A 17,040-nucleotide genomic window follows, 5' to 3' on the forward strand; every position below is an offset into this window, starting at 1 on the left:
GCCTCCATGCATTTCTTGTCGGAATTCGTCACCACTCGACCGGCAGCTCGTAGACCCCAAAGGCCAGCCGGTCGTGTTTGAAGTCGATCTGGTCGATGGTCGTCGCCAGCCGCAGCGTCGGAATACGCCGGAACAGTGTCTGGAAGACGATCTGCAGCTCCGCACGGGCGAGCTGCTGGCCGACGCATTGATGCCGCCCGTGTCCGAATGCCATGTTCTGGTTGGCATTCGGACGGTCGGCATCCAGCCGGTCCGGCTCGGGAAAGGTATTCGGATCCCAGTTCGCCGGGGCCAGGTCGATGATGATGCCCTCGTCGGCGCGGATCACCTCGCCACCGATCTCGATGTCCTCCATGGCAACTCGCCGCTGCCCGGTATGGATGATGCTGAGATACCGCAGCAGCTCCTCGATGGCGTTGGCCAGCACCTTCGGATCGTCGGTGTCGCGGACGACCGCCAGCTGTTCCGGATGCTCCAGCAGGGCGAGCACACCGAGACCGATCATGTTCGAGGTGGTCTCGTGCCCCGCGACCAGCAGGCCGACGCCCTGCATCGCGGCCTCCCATTTATCGATCTCCCCGGCCTTGACCCGTTCCGCCAGATCCGATACCGCGTCCTCGGCGGGATTCTCGGCCTTGGCCTCCGTCAGCTCCGCCAGATAGTTGAGCAAGCCGAGGACGTTATGCTGCGACTCCTCCGCGGTGGTGTATCGACCCAGTCCGACATCGCTGTGGCGCTGGAAGAATTCGTGGTCGGCGTAGGGGACGCCCAACAGCTCACTGATGACCAGCGACGGCATCGGCAGGGCCAGCGCCGCGACGATATCGGCCGGCTGCGGACCCGCGAGAATGGCGTCGATGTGCTCGTCGGTGATCTTCTGGATCACCGGCCGCAATGCCTCGACGCGCTTGAGCGCGAACGGTTTCGTCAGCATTCGCCGGTAGCGGGCGTGCTCCTCCAGGTCCCGGTTGAATACCGACGCCGGGCGCGAGTCCGACATCGCCTTCATGCCCTCGTTCCAGTGCGGAAATCCGGGGCGGCGGTCGTCGACGCTGACCCGCGGGTCGTAGAACAGCGACCGCGCTTCGGTGTATCCGGTGACTACCCACGGCTCGCTGCCATCCCAAATCCGCACTCGGCTGAGCGGTTTCGCGGCGGCCATGTCGAGCAGCCGGGGCGGCGGCGCGAACGGACAGCGCATCGAGCGCTCCATCGGATACTGGGGCACGGCGGCGTCGGTCGCGGTTCCGATCGATGTTTCGGACATGGGTCTCCGTCATTCCTCGATATGGATGGCGAGTGCGGGGCAGGCCGCAGCGGCCTGATGGACGGCGTCGGCCTGGTCTGGCGCTGGATGTTCGTTCAGCAGTACGACGACGCCGTCCTCGTCGCGTTGGTCGAATACGTCGCCGGCGTACAGCGCGCACTGACCGTTTGCGAGGCATTTGTCTTGTTCGACAATCACTTTCATCGGAGCTCCTTGACCTGGCTCTTCATGCCCGCGACGGTGCCACCGTCGACCGGCAGGATCGTGCCCGTCACATACGCCGACCGATCGCTGCCGAAGTACAGCGCGGCCTCGGCGACATCGCGAGCTTCGCCGTCTCGCCGCAGCGGTTTGCTGTTCCGCATGATCTCGCGGGCCGCGCCGACAAACCGTTCGGCGTCCTCCGCACCCATATTCGCGACGGCCGAGGCGAGCAGGGAGGTCGGAATGTTTCCGGGTGCGATGCAGTTGATCCGGATATCGAAGGCGGCGAATTCCATCGCGGCCGATTTGGTGAAATGTATTACCGCCGCTTTGGATGCGCGGTACGACATCACGCTCGCACCGGCCTGAATCCCGCCGATCGAGGAGAGATTGATGATCGAGCCGCCGCCGTTGGCAACCATATGGCGTGCCGCTTCCCGCGTTCCCGCCATCACACCGAGCAGGTTGACACCGAGCACCTGATGGAAATCGGCGAGGTCGTCGTCGAGGAATCCGGCATGCATCGCACCGGAAATGCCCGCGTTGTTGACCATGATGTCGAGTCCGCCGAATCGCTCGACGGCGGTGGCCACCAGCTGGGTTACCTGCTCGGGATCCGCGACATCGGTCTTACTGAAGATGACCTCCGCGCCGAGGCGTTCGGCCAGCTGTTCACCCCGATCGGGGTCCCGGTCGGCGATGACGACTCGGGCGCCTTCGGCCGCGAACAGCTCGACAATGGCCTCACCGATTCCAGCCGCGCCGCCGGTAACGATGGCGACTTTGCCGGCTAATTCATTCACCACAGCGTGTATGCCTTTCATCGACGGCCGAATGAGCATCGGCGACCCGCTGTCGCCCGACACTCGGCGTGTGATACGAAAAATCTTGGACAACAACGGATCCCATGCAGACTGGCCGATTTTCACCAGGCGCTGCGCTCAGGGCCGATGCTATTGACCGCACGAATTTCGCGGGTCGCTGTCTCACTCAGTAGAAAGCCGAGTTACCGACCCGTAGCGCGGCGATCAGCAGCTGGCCGGAGCGCCGCCCTGCAACTTCAGCAGACCGCAGTAGGTCGCCGCGGCGACCTTCCACTTCCCGTCGACGCTGATGGCCTTGCCCGCCTGATTCGGCAGGGCCGGGTTGCCGTTGATCAGGACGGTGTAGGTGACCGAGGCATGCGTGCTGTCGTCGAGCTTCACATCGGACACCGTCCCAGTGGAACCGGCCGCCATCGGACTGTTCGCCTGCGCCGCGAGCGTCGGGGCGAACGTCGAACCGTTCTCCACGAGACCGGCTTTCGTGTCGGCGGGAGTCTTGCCGTCGAAGAATGCGACGAAGGCAGCGGTGATTTCCTTGACCGCCGGGTCGTTCGAATCGGCCTGCGCGGAAGTGACCGCCGCGGCGGAGGCGTGGGTCGCCGTCGTGGTGCTGTTGGACGAGTCATCGCTCGAACTGGAACAGCCGATGACGGTTGCCGACAGCATTGCCATGGCCCCGGCGGCGGCGAGTACTCGGCGAACGATCAGATGATTCATTGTGGGTGTCCTTGTAGGGGATGTGTTGGGAGACACATGAAAGCCCCCGTCCGCCCATCGCATATCCGTTGTTCCGCTCAGCGGGCAAACGGTGCTCGTAGCTGATCGACGCGGCACCGCAGACCGCGACGACCACTACCACCGAGCGCAGCGGCATGCCCCGGACTCGACCGCATCACCGAAGGTCGCTGCACGGATACGCACGAATTTCCGGTGAGTAGGACGAACGCGCGCACGACGGATGCGACCTCATATCGTCCGCCGCCAAGAGTCACCGCTGTACGACTCCCACTCATCGTTTTTCTCCCCCTGGAGCGCATTATGTCCGCTACCACCACTCCTCCACCGGATGAAGTCGACCTCGCCGTCGACACCGGTCGGCTCGAGAACGCCTCGCGACTTCGCATCTACGCGGTACTCGCGCTCATCGTGCTGATGACCGAGGTCGTCCCCGTGCAGTACACGATGATCACCCCGGCACTGCACGATATGAGCGCCACCTTCCCCGACGTCGGCGCCAACATCAACTGGATTGTCATCCTGATCGGCCTCGTCGGCGCCTCCGCGACACCGCTGCTCGGCAAGATGAGCGACATCTGGGGCAAGAAGCTGCTGTTCGTGGCATGCGGCGTGCTGTTCGTGGTCGGCTCGTTGATCGACGCGGTCACCAGCAACTGGACGTTGTTCCTGATCGGACGCGGTCTGCAGGCGTTCGCCGTCGCCAGTCAGTTCATTGCCTTCGGCCTGATCCGGGATCTGATGCCGCGGCGGTTCGTGGCGACCGCGCTCGGCTTCGTCGGCGCCGGGATCGGTATCGCCGCTGCGATAGCGCCGGTGCTCGGCGGTGTGCTCCTCGACCATTTCTCCTGGCGGTCGTTGTTCTGGAGTCTGGGCGGTTTCACCGCCCTGATGACGCTGCTCGTCGTACTCATGGTTCCGGAATCGAAGCTGCGGGTTCGCGATCGGATCGATCCCTTCGGCGCGGTGCTGCTGTCGGTCGGTACGCTGCTGGTTCTGCTCTACCTGGACAACGGCCAGAGCTGGGGCTGGGGCCGCGCGACCAGCATCGCCTGGCTGATCGGCGGACTGGTGCTGCTGGCCCTGTTCTTCGTGGTGGAAACACGCGTGAGCCGGCCGATGGTCGACCTCCGGCTGCTGTTGAACCCCAAGGTCAGCATGGTGCTGCTGATGTCGTTCTTCGGTGTCGGCATTATCGCGATACAGCCATTGACGCTGGCGTACATGACCCAGACCCCGAATGCCGACGGGCTGCGCGACCAGGTCGCTCAGGGTGTCGTGGCCAAAGCCCATGAGATGACCGGAGCCACGCTGCCGGTCGACATGGTGAAGGTGGTCCTCGATCCCAGCTACAGCTACGGCAACGGTTTCACCATGTTGCAGTACGCGCTGCATGTCGGACTCTGGGCCGGGCTCGTCGCCGTCATCGCCGGCCCCCTCGGCGGTTGGCTGGCGCATCGATACGGCGCCCGCATACCGGCGATCGCCGGCTTCGCCGTCAACGCGGTCGCCGGTATGGGCTACATCCTGGTCGACTACAGCTGGGCCACCTACTCGGTGTTCTACGCGCTGTCCGGGATCGGGTTCGGCTTCTTCTACGCCGCCGTGGCCAATCTCGTCGTCGACGCGGTACCGCAGGAACAGCAAGGAATCAGTACCGGCATGCTCGGTGTCACCATCAACCTCGGCACGGCGATCTCCCTCGCCGTGGTCACTGCCTTGCTCAACAACAACCCGATCAAGGCGAACATCGACGTCATGGGCAACCACGCCGTCCAGCCGATACCGCAGGTATTCGCCGACAGCGGCTACACCCAGACTTTCTGGTTCGCACTGGGCACCGCTGTGATCGCACTGGTCCTGGCGGTGATCCTGCGGCACGGTCGCGCAGCGGCGCGCGGCGGCGCCGACCACGCGGAGTAACCCACTCCCGCAACACAATCCCCCGCCGACGGCCGTCACCCATCGTGCCCACGTCTTGTCGGCGGGCCTGACCTCCCGCGGATGTCGTCAACCCCCTGCACCCACCGACATCCGCGGGAGGTCTCCCGAAACCCCCGCGCGAGAAATCCACTGCCGCCGGGCCGGTATTCCTCCTCTCAACGTCCCGCAGGATTCGCCGCGGGAGCTCCCCCGACACCCGCGCGCGAAATCCCCTGCCGCGGGCCGGTATTCCTCCTCTCGACATCCCGCGGGATTCGCCGCGGGAGCTCCCCCGACACCCGCGCGCGAAATCCCCTGCCGCGGGCCGGTATTCCTTGCTCTCAACATCCCCGCGGGATTTGATCCCCGCGGTCAGGAGGTCGACCAAACATGTCCGCATTCACGCGCCGGTCGTTTCTCGGTGGCGCCGCCGGTGCCGCAGTCGCATTGGCGGGTACGGGAATCGCCGCCGGTAGCAGCGGTATCGCGACAAATATGAGGAGTGTCCCGCTCATCCGCGAAGACCATCGGGTCATCGTGATCGGGACGGGATTCGGCGGCGGCGTCACCGCGCTGCGCCTAGCCCAGGCCGGAGTCCCGGTCTTGATGCTGGAGCGCGGATTACGCTGGCCGACAGGTCCGAACGCGGAGACGTTCCCGCATGCCACCTCTCCGGACAAGCGCATTCTCTGGTACGAGTCCGCGCCGGAGCTGTTCGGTAAGCCGGTGGCGTTCGAGCCATACGCCGGGCTACTCGAGACGGTGTCGGGCGAGAATATGACCGCGCTGTGCGCGGCCGGTGTCGGCGGCGGATCGCTTGTGTACCAAGGCATGTCGCTGCAGCCGTCGCAGGCCGCATTCGCAACGCAGTTCCCGGACGGCCTGGATTGGCCGACGATGAACCGGATCCACTATCCGCGCGTCGCGCAGATGTTGCAGCTCGCGGTCGCCCCGGACGAGCTGATCGCCAGTCCGAACTATCAGGCCGTCCGCGTCTTCGAACAGCATGTACGCAAGGCCGGTTTGCCGGTGTCGAAGATTCCGATGCCGATCGACTGGAATTACGCGCTCGCCGAACTCCGTGGCGAGATGAAGCCCTCCTATACCAACGGCGACGGTGCGCTCGGCGTGAACAACGGCGGAAAACACTCCGTCGACGTCACCTATATCGCCGCGGCGGAGGCGACCGGCAAGGTGCAGGTCGAAATACTCCACCACGTCACTGAGGTCGAACGGGCCAAGGACGGACGGTGGACCGTCTACGTCGACCGGACCGACTCCTCCGGCACGGTGCTGGAGAACAAGATCCTCACCGCGGGCACGCTGGTCATGGCCGCCGGAAGCCTCAACACCACCAAACTGCTGGTGCGAGCCAAGGCGAAGGGAAGTATCCCGGATCTGCCGGACGGACTCGGCAGCGGTTGGGGCACAAATGCCGACCGCATCTACACCTGGACCTGCCTGGACAGCGATCTCGGCTACCCACAGGGCGGACCTGTCGTCTACGGCAGCCTGAACTGGGACGATCCATCGAAAGCGGCCACGGTCATCCAGGCATCGATCCCGCCGGCGGGCATAGATGCACGAACCACCATGCTGGTCGGCTACGGCGTCAGCAACGCCCGCGGACGCTTCGTTTACGACTCGGGCAAGGACGAGGCCGTGCTGCGCTGGCCCAAGGACGGGGACGCGGTGATCCAGAACGGCGCGATCGGTCCGCTGGTGCAGAAGATCGCCGGTGCGGCAAGCGTTCTCGTCGATACGAACCTTGCGGTCCCGTCCACCTGGCACCCGCTCGGTGGTGCGAATATGGGCCCGGTCTGCGATCTGGAAGGCCGCGTGCACGGGCAGCGCGGGCTCTATGTTCTCGACGGTGCGCTGATCCCGGGCAACAGCGCGGCCTGCAACCCATCGATGACCATCGCCGCCGTCGCCGAGCGCGCCCTCGACCATCTAGTGGCACAAGACGTCGGTTCGATCATCTGAGCACCCGTCGGCGGGGTCGCCGCATAGCGGGCGACCCCGCCGATCTGTTAGTGGGCGCGCCCGTTCCGAGCCGACGAGAGCGCGTCGAATCCTTCATCGAGCAACTCCGCCAGATCGAGTTCGCCATTGGATGCCGACCAGCGCTCGACGGCGATATTCAGGCAACTCGTCGCGGCGGCGACCTTGATCTCCACTGAGATGGGAACCGGTTCCGACACACCTGCCCGCTCGGCCAGCGCCGCGGTCAGGGCCGGTCGCCAACTGTGCTGTTTCTCCAGTTGCCGCCCGGACAACTCCGGGGTGTCGAAGATGAGTCGCGTCATGGCGAGCGCGGCGACCGGGTCCTGCAGATAGAACTCGATGACCCCGCCCAATGCCCGGCGCAGCGCCGTCCAGTCGTCCTCTTCGGCGGGCCGGGCACGTAGCGCGTCCGCGAACTGGTCGGCGTGGGCGTCGAACGCGCTCAGCACCGCTTCCTCCTTGCTGCCGAAGTAGCGCAGGAGCGTGCTGCGGGAAACCCCGGCAGCCGCGGCCATGTCGTCCACGGTGACGTTGTGGAACCCCCGCTCTCGGGTCAGCTCGTAGGCGACCTGTGCGAGGTCGGCTCGCACTGCGGCGCGGGCGATCATTCTCGTGCGCTTGGTTCCGCTCATGGGCATGACGCTACCCTTTGCGATTTCGTGACATATCTGAACTTTGCGAGCTAGTCTGACACTCAGTCTCACTAATGAGGCCAAGTCTCTACTCGCGCCGGTGCGCGGAACTGTCAAGAAAGCAAGGTGTCAACGTGTCGGATTTCTTCGTCGTATCGGGCGATACGCACATCATCGAGCCGGTCGACCTGTACAAAACCCGGCTGCCCAAACATCTTCGGGACCGCGCCCTCTGGGAGGAGGAGTTCACCCTCGACGAGCCGATCGTGGCGGGCGGGCACACCGAGTTCAAGAAGCTGCACACGGTCGGGTTCGACGGTTGGACCATCTCCAAGTACCGGCAGCTCGGCGGACGGACACCGGACGGCGAGCCGGAGAACATCATCCGGGATATGGATCTCGATGGCGTCGACGCCTCGGTGATGTTCCCGAACCTGTCGCTGTTCGTCCTGTTCACCGACGACCACGAGCTGTCGATGGCGCACGCACGCGCGTGGAACGACTATGTCGTCGAACGGTATCTCCCGTACAAGGATCGGATGCGCCCCACGGCGGCGATCCCGCTCACCGACATCCCGGACGCGGTCGCCGAGATCGAGCGATGTGCGCGCATGGGGTTGGGCGCACTCCTGCTGCCGGAGATCCCGCCGCTGCCCTACTGGTCGCGGGAGTACGACCCCGTGTGGGCGGCCGCTCAGGCGCACGGGTTGCCGGTGTTCTTCCACGTCGCCACCGGCGGGGTGATGGTCAAGGAGTCGGTGTCCGAAACGGCGACGACCGTCAAGGGTCTGATGACGGCCATGAATATGGGCAAGGGACAGCTGACCGACGATATGGTCGCGGGCCGGACCATGGGCGGCGGGAACACCGCATCGGCCAGCCCGCAGGCGATCATCGCCTCCCTCATCGGTGGCGGTGTCTGTGAACGATTCCCCGACCTGCACTTCAACCTCACCGAGTTCGGCGCGGGCTGGCTGGTCTCGTTCATGGGCATGATGGACAAATCCTGGCGGACCGGCATCGGCCAGGACGCCGATTGGTGGCTCGGATTCTGGGACGACACTCGCCCGCCGACCGACCAGCCGACCATGGGAAGGCTGTTCGCCATCAACGGGAAATGGCCCTACCCCCTCTCGCCCAGCGAATACCTCCAGCGTCAGATCCATGTGCAGTTCGCCGACGACCCGGTGGCGGTCAAGGCCCGCCACATCACCGGAATGTCGACCGTCATCTGGGGCAACGACTACCCACACGCGGAAGGCACCTTCCGCAGCAGCAAGGAGTGCATCGACTTCAACTTCGACGGGGTTCCCGATGACGAGCGGGCGGTCATCCTGGGCGGCACCCTGGCCGATGTCGTGGGCTTCGACAAGAGCGTGAAGAAGGCCCCGGTCAACGTCGCCTGACTGGTCAGCGCCCCCGCCACTGCGGTGGGCGCTTTTCCAGGAATGCGGCGACACCTTCTTTCATATCTTCGCTGCGCATTACCCGTACTACGGCTTCGGCGGTGGCGTCCCAACCGTCGGCATCGGACGCGTCGTGCTGAGACGCGATCGCCGCCAGTGTCGCCCCGACCGCCACGGGTGACGAGGCGCAAATGTCATCGGCGAGTTCCAGTGCCGCATCGAGTGCGTGGCCCGCCTCTGTAACGCGGTTCACCAGTCCGAGCCGGTGAGCGCGTTCGGCGTCGAATACAGCGCCGGTGATCAATAGCTCCTTGGCGATGTGCAGCGGCAGGGCGCGCAGTGTGCGGAAGAGCGCGCCCGAGGAGGCCACCACACCGCGCCGGGTCTCCGGAAGTGCGAAACGGGCTGTGCGCGAAGCGACTACGAGATCGCAGGCGAGGACGATCTCGAGACCACCGCCGTAGGCCGGTCCCTCGACCGCCGCGATCAGCGGCTTCCCCCGGCGACGGCGAATGATGCCGTACTCCCCGCCCCGCTCGGTGCCGCCGCCCGCACCGTCCCTGAGATCGGTGCCCGCCGAGAACACCGATGTGGTTCCGGTCAGTACGGCGACCCAGAGCGTCGGATCGTCCTCGAGCAGGTTCAGCGCGGCGTCGATGCCCTCGGCGACCGCTCGATCGATGGCATTGCGTTTCTCCTCGCGGTCGATCCGAACCACGAGGACCCGGTCCCGTCGCTCCTGATGGACAGTCATCGCATCGACCCGACCGCCGGGATCGCTGCGGCCGATCCAGTCGCGCCTTTCATACCGAGATCCTCTCGCCAGACCGATAATAAGGACACTTTTAGCTCCATATTGCCAGTATTTCTCACGAATTTGGTTGACACTGCTTGTAATTAGTACACGCTATTCGCTATCTTTGCCGAAGTCGGTGGCATGACCGGGCGCGCTCGATCACCCGGGTGCCGCGATGACCGAGTGACCGACCGAGGAGCAGCCGTGGCGATCATGCCGATCGAGTGGGGCAAGGTGCGCGAGTACGCCACCGCGACCGCGGCTACCCGCCCGGCATATCTGGACAACGCCACGGCCCCGATACCGCCGACGTTCCTGGCGACGGTCGTGTATTGGGACCACATCGGGACGAGCTTGCAGGCGCCCGAGGTCGCTGCCGCGTGCACCACCGTCGGCGTCGCCGCCGAGCGGCGAAATCTGTTGTCGCTGGAGCAGGAGTACATCTTCCACGGACCGGTGCCGCGGGCGGGCGAGACCCTGGACACCTCCGAGCGGTTACACGATGTCCGGGTCGAACAGACACGCAATGGGCCGATGGTCGTGGTCCGTTTCGTGGTGTCCTTTCGCGACGACGGCGGCACGCTGAGAGCCGAATGCCGGTATACCTCGGCATATTTGCGCAAGGAGCGGTCGTGATGGACCTGATTCCCGGCACGCGGCTGCCGGAGCGCACCTTCGGCCCGGTGACGATGACCGACATCGTCCGCTATCAAGGCGCGAGTGGCGATATGAATCCCATGCACCACGACGACGAACTGGCGCGCTCGGTGGGGTATCCGGCCGCCTTCAGCGTAGGAATGCTCGGCGCCGGGTGGCTTGCCACGTACTGCACCGAGCACTTCGGCGAGGAGACGGTCCGCCGGTTCCGCACCCGCTTCACCAAGGTGGTCTACCGGGGTGATCGTCTGGTCGCCTCGGGCGAAATCGTCCGAGTGTTCGGGCACGACAACGAGACGCGCGTGGAGTTGTCGATCCAGTTGCGGAAATCCGATGGAGCGCTGGTGGTGCACGGATCCGCCGAGTTCGCCGTCGACCGCTGAATGTCGCCCATGGCGAAAATCCCTGTGTCTCTTGGATTGTGAGGACCAATGACAAGCGCTATCCCTGCCGAAGGCCCACTCGCCGGACTCGTCGTCGTCGACCTCTCGACGACGCTGCCGGGTGCGCAGGCCACGCAGTTTCTCGCCGATGCGGGAGCCGACGTCATTCTGGTGGAGCCGGTCGGCGGCAGTCCGCTGCGCCGGGATCCGGGCTGGCCGGGCCTGCTGCGCGGAAAGCGCGGTGTCACACTCGATCTCGGTAGTGAGGCGGGCCGCAGCACACTCAGCGGGCTGTTGTGCAAGGCCGATGTGCTGGTCAGCACCATGCGACCGGCGGCGGCAGAACGGTTGGGTTTGACGCCCGAGCATTTGGCCGAGCGGTATCCGCGGCTGGTCGCGGCGATGATCACCGGCTGGGGTTCGCGCGGACCGTGGTCGCACTACAAGGGCTATGAGGGCCTGATCATGGCCAAGACCGGTGTCTTCCACTCCAAACGCCAGCTCACCATGGGCCCGGATCCGGCGTTCGTCTCGGCGCCGTACGCCTCGTTCGGTGCGGCCCAGGCGGCGGTCCACGGCATTCTCGCGGCCCTGATCGAGCGCGATCAGAGCGGACTCGGCCAGGTCGTGGAGTCGAATCTGGTGACGGGCGTGGGGGCGCACGATCCGTACAACTGGTTCTTCGAAATGATCCTGCACCGCTACCCGGATGCCTTCGAACCGCTCGTCGCCGCGTTCGACGAGCAGGGACGTCCGCAATCCCGGCTGATGTATGCGCTGCTTGTTGCGGCAACGAAGGACGGCACCTGGCTGCAGTTCGCGCAGACATCGCCGCGGCTCACGCAGGCGTTCCTGGAAGAGCTCGGCCTGTGGGCCGAGCTGGCCGACCCCAAATGGGAAGGTTTTCCGACCATGCCCGATCCGGACCTGCGGTTCGAGTGGTGGAACAAAATGCTGTCGAAGGTCGAGGAACGCACCCTGGACGAGTGGCGGCAGGTATTCGAGACGACCTTGGATGTCTTCGGGGAGCAGTTCCGCACACCCGACGAAGCACTCGACCATGACCAGCTGGTGCACGAGGGCCGCGTGGTCACTGTCGCGGATCCGCATCTCGGCCCGGTCCGGCAGCCGTCCTCGCTGGTCCATGCGAACGGTCGCGCGCTCACCGATATCCGACGCGCCCCCCAACTCGGTGAGTACGACCAGGAGATCCAGCAGTTCGCCCAAGAGGGTGCGCAAGCGAGGATCGCGCTTGGCGCGCACGTGGCCCGACGGTATCCGCTCGAGGGCGTGACCGTGCTGGAGCTGGGCTCGATGTACGCCGGACCGTACGGCGCGACGCTGCTCACCGACCTCGGCGCGCGCGTGATCAAAATCGAGCCGCTCGACGGCGATCTGATCCGCTGGCTGATGGCCTTTCCCGAGGCCGGAGGCGCGAAGGTCTTGCAGGGGAAGGAAAGCATCGCCATCGATCTCGGTACCGAAGCGGGGCGGGAGGTGGTGCGGGATTTGGTCCGCGGATGCGATGCGGTACTGCAGACCTACCGCGCCGGGGTCGCCACCCGGATGGGCGTCGACGAGGCGTCGCTGAAGTCGATCAACCCGGATCTGGTCTATGTGCACGCTCCCGGCTACGGGATCGACGGCCCATACGCTCCCCGACCGGCCTACGCGCCGTCGATCGGTGCGGCGTCCGGAATTTCGAGAACCGACGCACCACTGGCGGGCCAATGTCCCGAGGATCGCGTGGACTTGCTCCGCAGTGCCCGTGAGTTGTACTCGGCCGGTTCGGTTCCCGCGGTCCAATGCGATGGAATCGCCGCCCTCGGGGTGGCGTCGGCCCTGCTGCTCGGCCTCTGCGCGAAGCGGCGCGGGATCGCGATGACCGAGCTGGTCACTACCATGCTCGCCACCAGCACACACGCGCTGATCGCCCGCAATACGAGCTACGCCGGACGGCCCGCCATATCGACCGTCGACGCGGAGTTCCGCGGCCTCGGCCCGCTCTATCGGATGTACGCCGCAGCCGACGGCTGGGTATTCCTCGCCGCTCCGGCGGAGCACGAGTGGGAGCCACTGGTCGAGGCGCTCGGCCACGGCAAACTCGCCGACGAACGGTTCGCGACGCCGCAGGCGCGTAGCGCCAACAGTGAGACGCTGGCGGCGGCACTCACCGAAATATTCGGGGAGCGAACCAAAAACGAGTGGGAAACCCATCTCACGGCGCGCGACGTCGGCTGCGTCGCAGTCGCCCAAGAGTCGGCCGAGTGGCAGATGCAGACCGACGAGTTCTACGAAGCGGGCTACGCCGTGGACGCGGTCAGCCCGATATTCGACGAACATCGACGGCTGGCACCGCTCAACCGGTTCTCGCGGTCGTCGGTCAAGGCCGACGCGGGCTGCACCGTCGGCGAGCACACCGATGCGCTACTGCGCGAGATCGGGTACGACGACGTGCGCATCGCTGACCTGCGCGACAGACAGATCGTGGGCTGAAAACGCTCCGACCGCGCCTCGACAGCGCTCGGCTCCGCCGTGCGCGCAGCCCGCTGTCCTGATGGTGCACTCGCCGATGCCCGCTCACGACTATCCGCTCGACACCCGTGCCTCCGACTCCATGAGTGCACGGGTCGACGGTGAGAGCGGCGCGGTCAGCATCCCGACCCAGCCGTCGACGTAATTGTTGAGCTGCGCCTCACTGATCCGTTGTCGGCTGCGCGCGTGCTCGCCGAGCAGGTTGAGCACGCTGTTGTAGAGCTGCACTCGTCGACCGCGCTGTGCTCGAGCGGGCATGCCGCCGAGTGCGGCGGGTACCAATTCCGCGAGCACGTCGACCGTGGTGTCCTTGATGTGCCCCGGCCAGTATTCGGCGTGCGCGCGGGGATTCTCGCTCAGCCTGGCCAGGAACGGCACGAACATCTCACCGGCTCGGATGCTCTCGACCAGCGGGCGGACGATCACCCAAACCGCTGCCCGGGGATCGTCGGATGATCCGTCGGCACGTGCCTGCTCCACCAATGCGGCCCGGCGCGCGTCGATGGTCTGGTATCGGAAAGTGATCAGCGCCTGGACCAGTCCGGCCTTCGAGCCGAAGTGGTACGTGATGACCGACGAATTCGACTGACCGGCTTCGAGCTGGATCTCGCGCAGGGTCACCCCCTCCACCCCACGCACGGCGAAGAGCCGCTCGGCCGTCGTCATCAGCAATTCGCGAGTCGCCTCGCCTGTGGTGTGCCGTCGCCTGCGGCCAGCGGTCTCAGCGCCTGTGGACATGGGTCCCCATTCTCGTCGGGTTGCCGGCCGATGCCCATGTTCGCCGATGCCCCGCTCACCCCGCAAACCAATATCTAATGACAAACCATTAGAAATTGACGTAGCATCCGATTCGAGACCTACCTGCCGCGGTGCTCGCGGCCCGAGCTTCAGAGGATCCTCATGCCGAAGATCTGGACCAATTCCGGCGACTCCCACTTCCTCGAACCGACCGATCTCTGGGAATCGCGACTGCCCGAACGGCTCGCGGAACTGACGCCGAAGTCCGAGAAGGACCCCGACGGCGAGTACGAGACGGTGCACGTGGACGGTCAGTCGTTCCGACGCAAACTGCCGAGCTCGGTGGCCGTGGAATTCCTCGAGGCGAGTCGCAAGGCGCAGGGCATCCGCGATGCGCGAGCACGTCTGCGGGATCTGGACCAGGAGGGCGTCTGGGGTGAGGTGATCTTTCCTTCGCTGGGGATGTGGGCCTCGACCTTCCGGACTCCCGAACTGCTCCGCGCTTGCATGCGGGCCAGCAACGAATGGGCGCTCGAGGAAATCGCCGCGGTATCGGACCGCTACGTGGTGACCGCCCAGGTGTCGACGCTGGTGGTCGAGGACGCGATCGCCGAACTGGAATGGGCGGCCGAGCAAGGCTTTCGAGCGGTATTCCTGCCCACCACCCCGCATGCCAGCGCACCCGACTGGCACCGATCGGATTGGGAACCGTTCTGGGATGCGGCCGAACGCGCGCGCATGGTGCTGGCCTTCCACGTCGGTACAGATCCGGTGGATATGACCAGCAGCGGTGCCGGTGTGGTCTACCGCGGTCCCGGCGGGGCGGTTTTGAACTACGCCGAATCGACCTTCTCCGGTCAGCGGGCCGCCATGAAAATGGTCGCGTCCGGCGCGCTGGATCGGCATCCTGATCTGAAGGTGCTGATCTCCGAGGGCGGCGCCACCTGGATCCCGTTCCTGGGCGATCGCATGGTCGAGGGCTACCGGCAGCATCACATGGCGGTGCGTCCGAAGCTCGCACGCGATCCGAAGCAGACCTTGATGACGCAGGTCTACGCCTCGTTCCAGCACGATGAGACCGCGGTCGCCACATACGAGGCGATGGGCTACCGGAACGTGATGTTCGGTTCGGACTACCCGCATATGGAAGGCACCTTCGGCCACACCCAGGACACGCTGAAGTCCCTGTTCGACGGTGTCTCGGACGAGGTCCGGCTGCGGATAACGCAGGGCGCGTTCTTCGAGCTGTTCCCACATGTTCCGCCGATCCCCGCCGACGAGGTCTGAACCATGGCCGGCGATACAGGATTGCGTGACGTCGCGATCGTCGGTGTGGGCGCCACGCCCTACTACCGGCGGGGTGAATCCGCGGGCAAGAGCATCGTTCAGCTCGCCGGGCAAGCCATTCTCGCCGCTTGTGCGGATGCCGGGCTGTCGGTGCGGGATATCGATGGTTTCGCGTACTACTCGGGCGCGGGCGCCGGATACGGCGACAAGATGGAGTCCGTCGACTTCATGGAGACCCTCGGCATTCCCGAGATCCGTTTCTCGGCGTCGCTGACATCCGGTGGCGGCGGGTCTGCCGGGGCGATCGGCCTGGCCAGGGCGGCCATCGTGGCCGGTGACGCTTCGGTCGTCGTCACCGTCATGGCGTTGCAGCAGCAGAAACAACGCCTCGGCACCGTGATGGCGGCCAAGCCGGTCAGCCCGGTCGGGTCGTTTCTGCAGCCTGCCGGGCTGGCGGGGCCGGGCCACCTGATATCGGTGCTGGCGCGGCGTCATATGCATCAATACGGCACCACCAGGGACGCGTTCGCCGAAATCGCGATGTCGACCAGGCAGAACGCGCTGAATCGCCCCAAGGCGATGAAGCGAACGCCGCTGACCAAGGAGCAATACTTCAGCGGTCGCATGATCGCCGAACCGCTGTGCGTATACGACTTCTGCCTGGAGACCGAGGGCGCGGTCGCGGTGATCACGACCTCGATCGATCGCGCTCGCGATCTGCGGCAGCCGCCGGTGCCCGTGGTAGCCGTCGCGCACGGCGGCACCCGGGATTGGGGCCGCGCGTTCTCGTGGTTCGGCATGCCGGAGGAAAGCTTCGCCTCGTCCGGACATAAACCGATCGCCGGGCGGCTCTACAAGCAGGCGGGGATCACAGCGCAGGACATCGATGTGGCACTCATCTACGACCACTTCACCCCGATGGTGCTGATGCAGTTGGAGGACTACGGCTTCTGCGAGAAGGGCCAGGGCGGCCCCTTCATCGAGAGCGGCGCGATTCGGTACACCCCACGCAGGAAACCGGGAACCATCCCGGTGAACCCGCACGGCGGACAGCTCTCCGAGGCGTACATCATCGGCATGACCCAGATCGTCGAGGGCGTCGAGCAACTGCGCGGCACCGCGATCAACCAGGTGACCGACGCCGAATTCGCGCTCTGCACCGGCGGACCCGCCAGCCTGCCGGTCAGCGGTCTGATCTTGGGGCAGGACCGATGAGCGCGGCGCGCCTGGCCACGGCGCTGCCGTCCGACCTCGTCAAGATCACGACCGACGCCGTGACCGAGCCGTTCTGGCAGGCGGCGAAGCGACGGCGGCTGGTCGCACCGCAATGCGCCGACTGCGCGACATTTCGGCTACCACCGACGCCGTTCTGCCCGGAATGCCGATCCACCGCCATGGATTGGCCCGAATTATCCGGCCGCGCAATCGTTTACAGCTTCGCCGTGGTGCACGGCTTTCCCGGGTTGCCGGAAGTGACGCTGGTCCCGGCCGTCGTTGAGTTGCCCGATGCCCCCGGTGCCCGCCTGGTCACGAATGTCATCGATATCGAACCCGACCAGGTGCGCATAGGCATGGAGCTCATCGTCGACTTCCATCCGATCACCGATGGCTGGCTCCTGCCGGTGTTCCGGAAAGCCGAGGAGTGA

Annotated in this window: 16 protein-coding genes; 9 read left to right on the forward strand and 7 right to left on the reverse strand. The window is 65.5% G+C overall.

Annotated features, from left to right (window positions below; all coding sequences use genetic code 11):
* Positions 1–28 precede the first annotated feature (28 nt).
* From ACIBW7_RS20500 to ACIBW7_RS20515, 4 genes are all read right to left on the reverse strand, one after another.
* Positions 29–1,267 carry a cytochrome P450 gene (locus tag ACIBW7_RS20500; protein ID WP_397048467.1) on the reverse strand — a complete coding sequence of 413 codons (1,239 nt, stop codon included), beginning with the start codon at positions 1,265–1,267 and terminating at the stop codon, positions 29–31.
* 9 nt (positions 1,268–1,276) lie between these two features.
* The gene (locus ACIBW7_RS20505; RefSeq protein WP_397048468.1) at positions 1,277–1,471 is read right to left on the reverse strand and encodes a ferredoxin; all 195 of its coding nucleotides are present in this window, start codon (positions 1,469–1,471) and stop codon (positions 1,277–1,279) included.
* Entirely contained in the window at positions 1,468–2,277 is an 810-nt protein-coding gene (locus tag ACIBW7_RS20510; protein ID WP_397048469.1) for an SDR family NAD(P)-dependent oxidoreductase, read from the reverse strand. The genes ACIBW7_RS20505 and ACIBW7_RS20510 overlap by 4 nt, the downstream gene beginning before the upstream one ends.
* 222 nt (positions 2,278–2,499) lie before the next feature.
* Positions 2,500–3,012, reverse strand: coding sequence for a hypothetical protein (locus tag ACIBW7_RS20515; protein ID WP_397048471.1), 513 nt, complete (start codon positions 3,010–3,012; stop codon positions 2,500–2,502).
* A 321-nt stretch (positions 3,013–3,333) separates the two neighbouring features.
* On the opposite strand from ACIBW7_RS20515, the gene ACIBW7_RS20520 reads away from it, so the two are divergent.
* Together ACIBW7_RS20520 and ACIBW7_RS20525 are read left to right on the forward strand one after the other, a co-directional pair.
* Entirely contained in the window at positions 3,334–4,953 is a 1,620-nt protein-coding gene (locus tag ACIBW7_RS20520; RefSeq protein ID WP_397048473.1) for an MFS transporter, read from the forward strand.
* Positions 4,954–5,343: 390 nt separating this feature from the next.
* Positions 5,344–6,939 carry a GMC oxidoreductase gene (locus ACIBW7_RS20525; protein ID WP_397048475.1) on the forward strand — a complete coding sequence of 532 codons (1,596 nt, stop codon included), beginning with the start codon at positions 5,344–5,346 and terminating at the stop codon, positions 6,937–6,939.
* Between the two features lie 47 nt (positions 6,940–6,986).
* On the opposite strand, the gene ACIBW7_RS20530 is transcribed toward ACIBW7_RS20525, so the two are convergent.
* Positions 6,987–7,592 (reverse strand): TetR family transcriptional regulator, encoded by a 606-nt coding sequence (locus tag ACIBW7_RS20530; protein WP_397048477.1) that lies wholly within the window; start codon positions 7,590–7,592, stop codon positions 6,987–6,989.
* Between the two features lie 134 nt (positions 7,593–7,726).
* On the opposite strand from ACIBW7_RS20530, the gene ACIBW7_RS20535 reads away from it, so the two are divergent.
* The gene (locus ACIBW7_RS20535; RefSeq protein WP_397048479.1) at positions 7,727–8,998 is read left to right on the forward strand and encodes an amidohydrolase family protein; all 1,272 of its coding nucleotides are present in this window, start codon (positions 7,727–7,729) and stop codon (positions 8,996–8,998) included.
* Positions 8,999–9,002: 4 nt separating this feature from the next.
* Here ACIBW7_RS20535 and ACIBW7_RS20540 read toward each other — a convergent pair whose 3' ends face one another.
* On the reverse strand, positions 9,003–9,752 hold the full coding sequence (locus ACIBW7_RS20540; protein ID WP_397048481.1) for an enoyl-CoA hydratase-related protein: 750 nt from the start codon (positions 9,750–9,752) through the stop codon (positions 9,003–9,005).
* Between the two features lie 255 nt (positions 9,753–10,007).
* On the opposite strand from ACIBW7_RS20540, the gene ACIBW7_RS20545 reads away from it, so the two are divergent.
* The 3 genes from ACIBW7_RS20545 to ACIBW7_RS20555 are packed head-to-tail and all read left to right on the forward strand — an operon-like array spanning position 10,008 to position 13,330.
* A complete protein-coding gene (locus tag ACIBW7_RS20545; protein WP_397049055.1) occupies positions 10,008–10,430 on the forward strand; it encodes a MaoC family dehydratase N-terminal domain-containing protein in 423 nt (140 codons plus the stop codon).
* Complete coding sequence (locus ACIBW7_RS20550; protein ID WP_397049057.1) at positions 10,430–10,834, forward strand: MaoC/PaaZ C-terminal domain-containing protein; 405 nt, start codon at positions 10,430–10,432, stop codon at positions 10,832–10,834. The genes ACIBW7_RS20545 and ACIBW7_RS20550 overlap by 1 nt, the downstream gene beginning before the upstream one ends.
* A gap of 48 nt (positions 10,835–10,882) precedes the next feature.
* A complete protein-coding gene (locus tag ACIBW7_RS20555; RefSeq protein ID WP_397048483.1) occupies positions 10,883–13,330 on the forward strand; it encodes a CaiB/BaiF CoA transferase family protein in 2,448 nt (815 codons plus the stop codon).
* Between the two features lie 90 nt (positions 13,331–13,420).
* Here ACIBW7_RS20555 and ACIBW7_RS20560 read toward each other — a convergent pair whose 3' ends face one another.
* The gene (locus tag ACIBW7_RS20560) at positions 13,421–14,107 is read right to left on the reverse strand and encodes a TetR/AcrR family transcriptional regulator (protein WP_397048485.1); all 687 of its coding nucleotides are present in this window, start codon (positions 14,105–14,107) and stop codon (positions 13,421–13,423) included.
* A 162-nt stretch (positions 14,108–14,269) separates the two neighbouring features.
* Here ACIBW7_RS20560 and ACIBW7_RS20565 point away from each other — a divergent pair, with 162 nt between their 5' ends.
* From ACIBW7_RS20565 to ACIBW7_RS20575, 3 genes are read left to right on the forward strand one after another with little or no spacing between them, the layout of a single operon-like run.
* Positions 14,270–15,394 (forward strand): amidohydrolase family protein, encoded by a 1,125-nt coding sequence (locus ACIBW7_RS20565; protein WP_397048487.1) that lies wholly within the window; start codon positions 14,270–14,272, stop codon positions 15,392–15,394.
* Positions 15,395–15,397: 3 nt separating this feature from the next.
* Positions 15,398–16,609 (forward strand): thiolase C-terminal domain-containing protein, encoded by a 1,212-nt coding sequence (locus ACIBW7_RS20570; RefSeq protein WP_397048489.1) that lies wholly within the window; start codon positions 15,398–15,400, stop codon positions 16,607–16,609.
* Positions 16,606–17,040: a Zn-ribbon domain-containing OB-fold protein gene (locus ACIBW7_RS20575; RefSeq protein WP_397048491.1), complete on the forward strand. Its 435-nt coding sequence runs from the start codon at positions 16,606–16,608 to the stop codon at positions 17,038–17,040. The genes ACIBW7_RS20570 and ACIBW7_RS20575 overlap by 4 nt, the downstream gene beginning before the upstream one ends.

The organism is Nocardia sp. NPDC049526 (assembly GCF_044465765.1).
Taxonomy (GTDB): domain Bacteria; phylum Actinomycetota; class Actinomycetes; order Mycobacteriales; family Mycobacteriaceae; genus Nocardia.

What these genes read in the sequence shown, in the direction of transcription:
- ACIBW7_RS20500 (WP_397048467.1), bottom strand. Translation starts at nt 1,267, where the DNA reads ATGTCCGAAACATCGATCGGAACCGCGACCGACGCCGCCGTGCCCCAG.
- ACIBW7_RS20505 (WP_397048468.1), bottom strand. Translation starts at nt 1,471, where the DNA reads ATGAAAGTGATTGTCGAACAAGACAAATGCCTCGCAAACGGTCAGTGC.
- ACIBW7_RS20515 (WP_397048471.1), bottom strand. Translation starts at nt 3,012, where the DNA reads ATGAATCATCTGATCGTTCGCCGAGTACTCGCCGCCGCCGGGGCCATG.
- ACIBW7_RS20520 (WP_397048473.1), top strand. Translation starts at nt 3,334, where the DNA reads ATGTCCGCTACCACCACTCCTCCACCGGATGAAGTCGACCTCGCCGTC.
- ACIBW7_RS20525 (WP_397048475.1), top strand. Translation starts at nt 5,344, where the DNA reads ATGTCCGCATTCACGCGCCGGTCGTTTCTCGGTGGCGCCGCCGGTGCC.
- ACIBW7_RS20530 (WP_397048477.1), bottom strand. Translation starts at nt 7,592, where the DNA reads ATGAGCGGAACCAAGCGCACGAGAATGATCGCCCGCGCCGCAGTGCGA.
- ACIBW7_RS20540 (WP_397048481.1), bottom strand. Translation starts at nt 9,752, where the DNA reads ATGACTGTCCATCAGGAGCGACGGGACCGGGTCCTCGTGGTTCGGATC.
- ACIBW7_RS20545 (WP_397049055.1), top strand. Translation starts at nt 10,008, where the DNA reads ATGCCGATCGAGTGGGGCAAGGTGCGCGAGTACGCCACCGCGACCGCG.
- ACIBW7_RS20550 (WP_397049057.1), top strand. Translation starts at nt 10,430, where the DNA reads ATGGACCTGATTCCCGGCACGCGGCTGCCGGAGCGCACCTTCGGCCCG.
- ACIBW7_RS20555 (WP_397048483.1), top strand. Translation starts at nt 10,883, where the DNA reads ATGACAAGCGCTATCCCTGCCGAAGGCCCACTCGCCGGACTCGTCGTC.
- ACIBW7_RS20560 (WP_397048485.1), bottom strand. Translation starts at nt 14,107, where the DNA reads ATGTCCACAGGCGCTGAGACCGCTGGCCGCAGGCGACGGCACACCACA.
- ACIBW7_RS20565 (WP_397048487.1), top strand. Translation starts at nt 14,270, where the DNA reads ATGCCGAAGATCTGGACCAATTCCGGCGACTCCCACTTCCTCGAACCG.
- ACIBW7_RS20570 (WP_397048489.1), top strand. Translation starts at nt 15,398, where the DNA reads ATGGCCGGCGATACAGGATTGCGTGACGTCGCGATCGTCGGTGTGGGC.
- ACIBW7_RS20575 (WP_397048491.1), top strand. Translation starts at nt 16,606, where the DNA reads ATGAGCGCGGCGCGCCTGGCCACGGCGCTGCCGTCCGACCTCGTCAAG.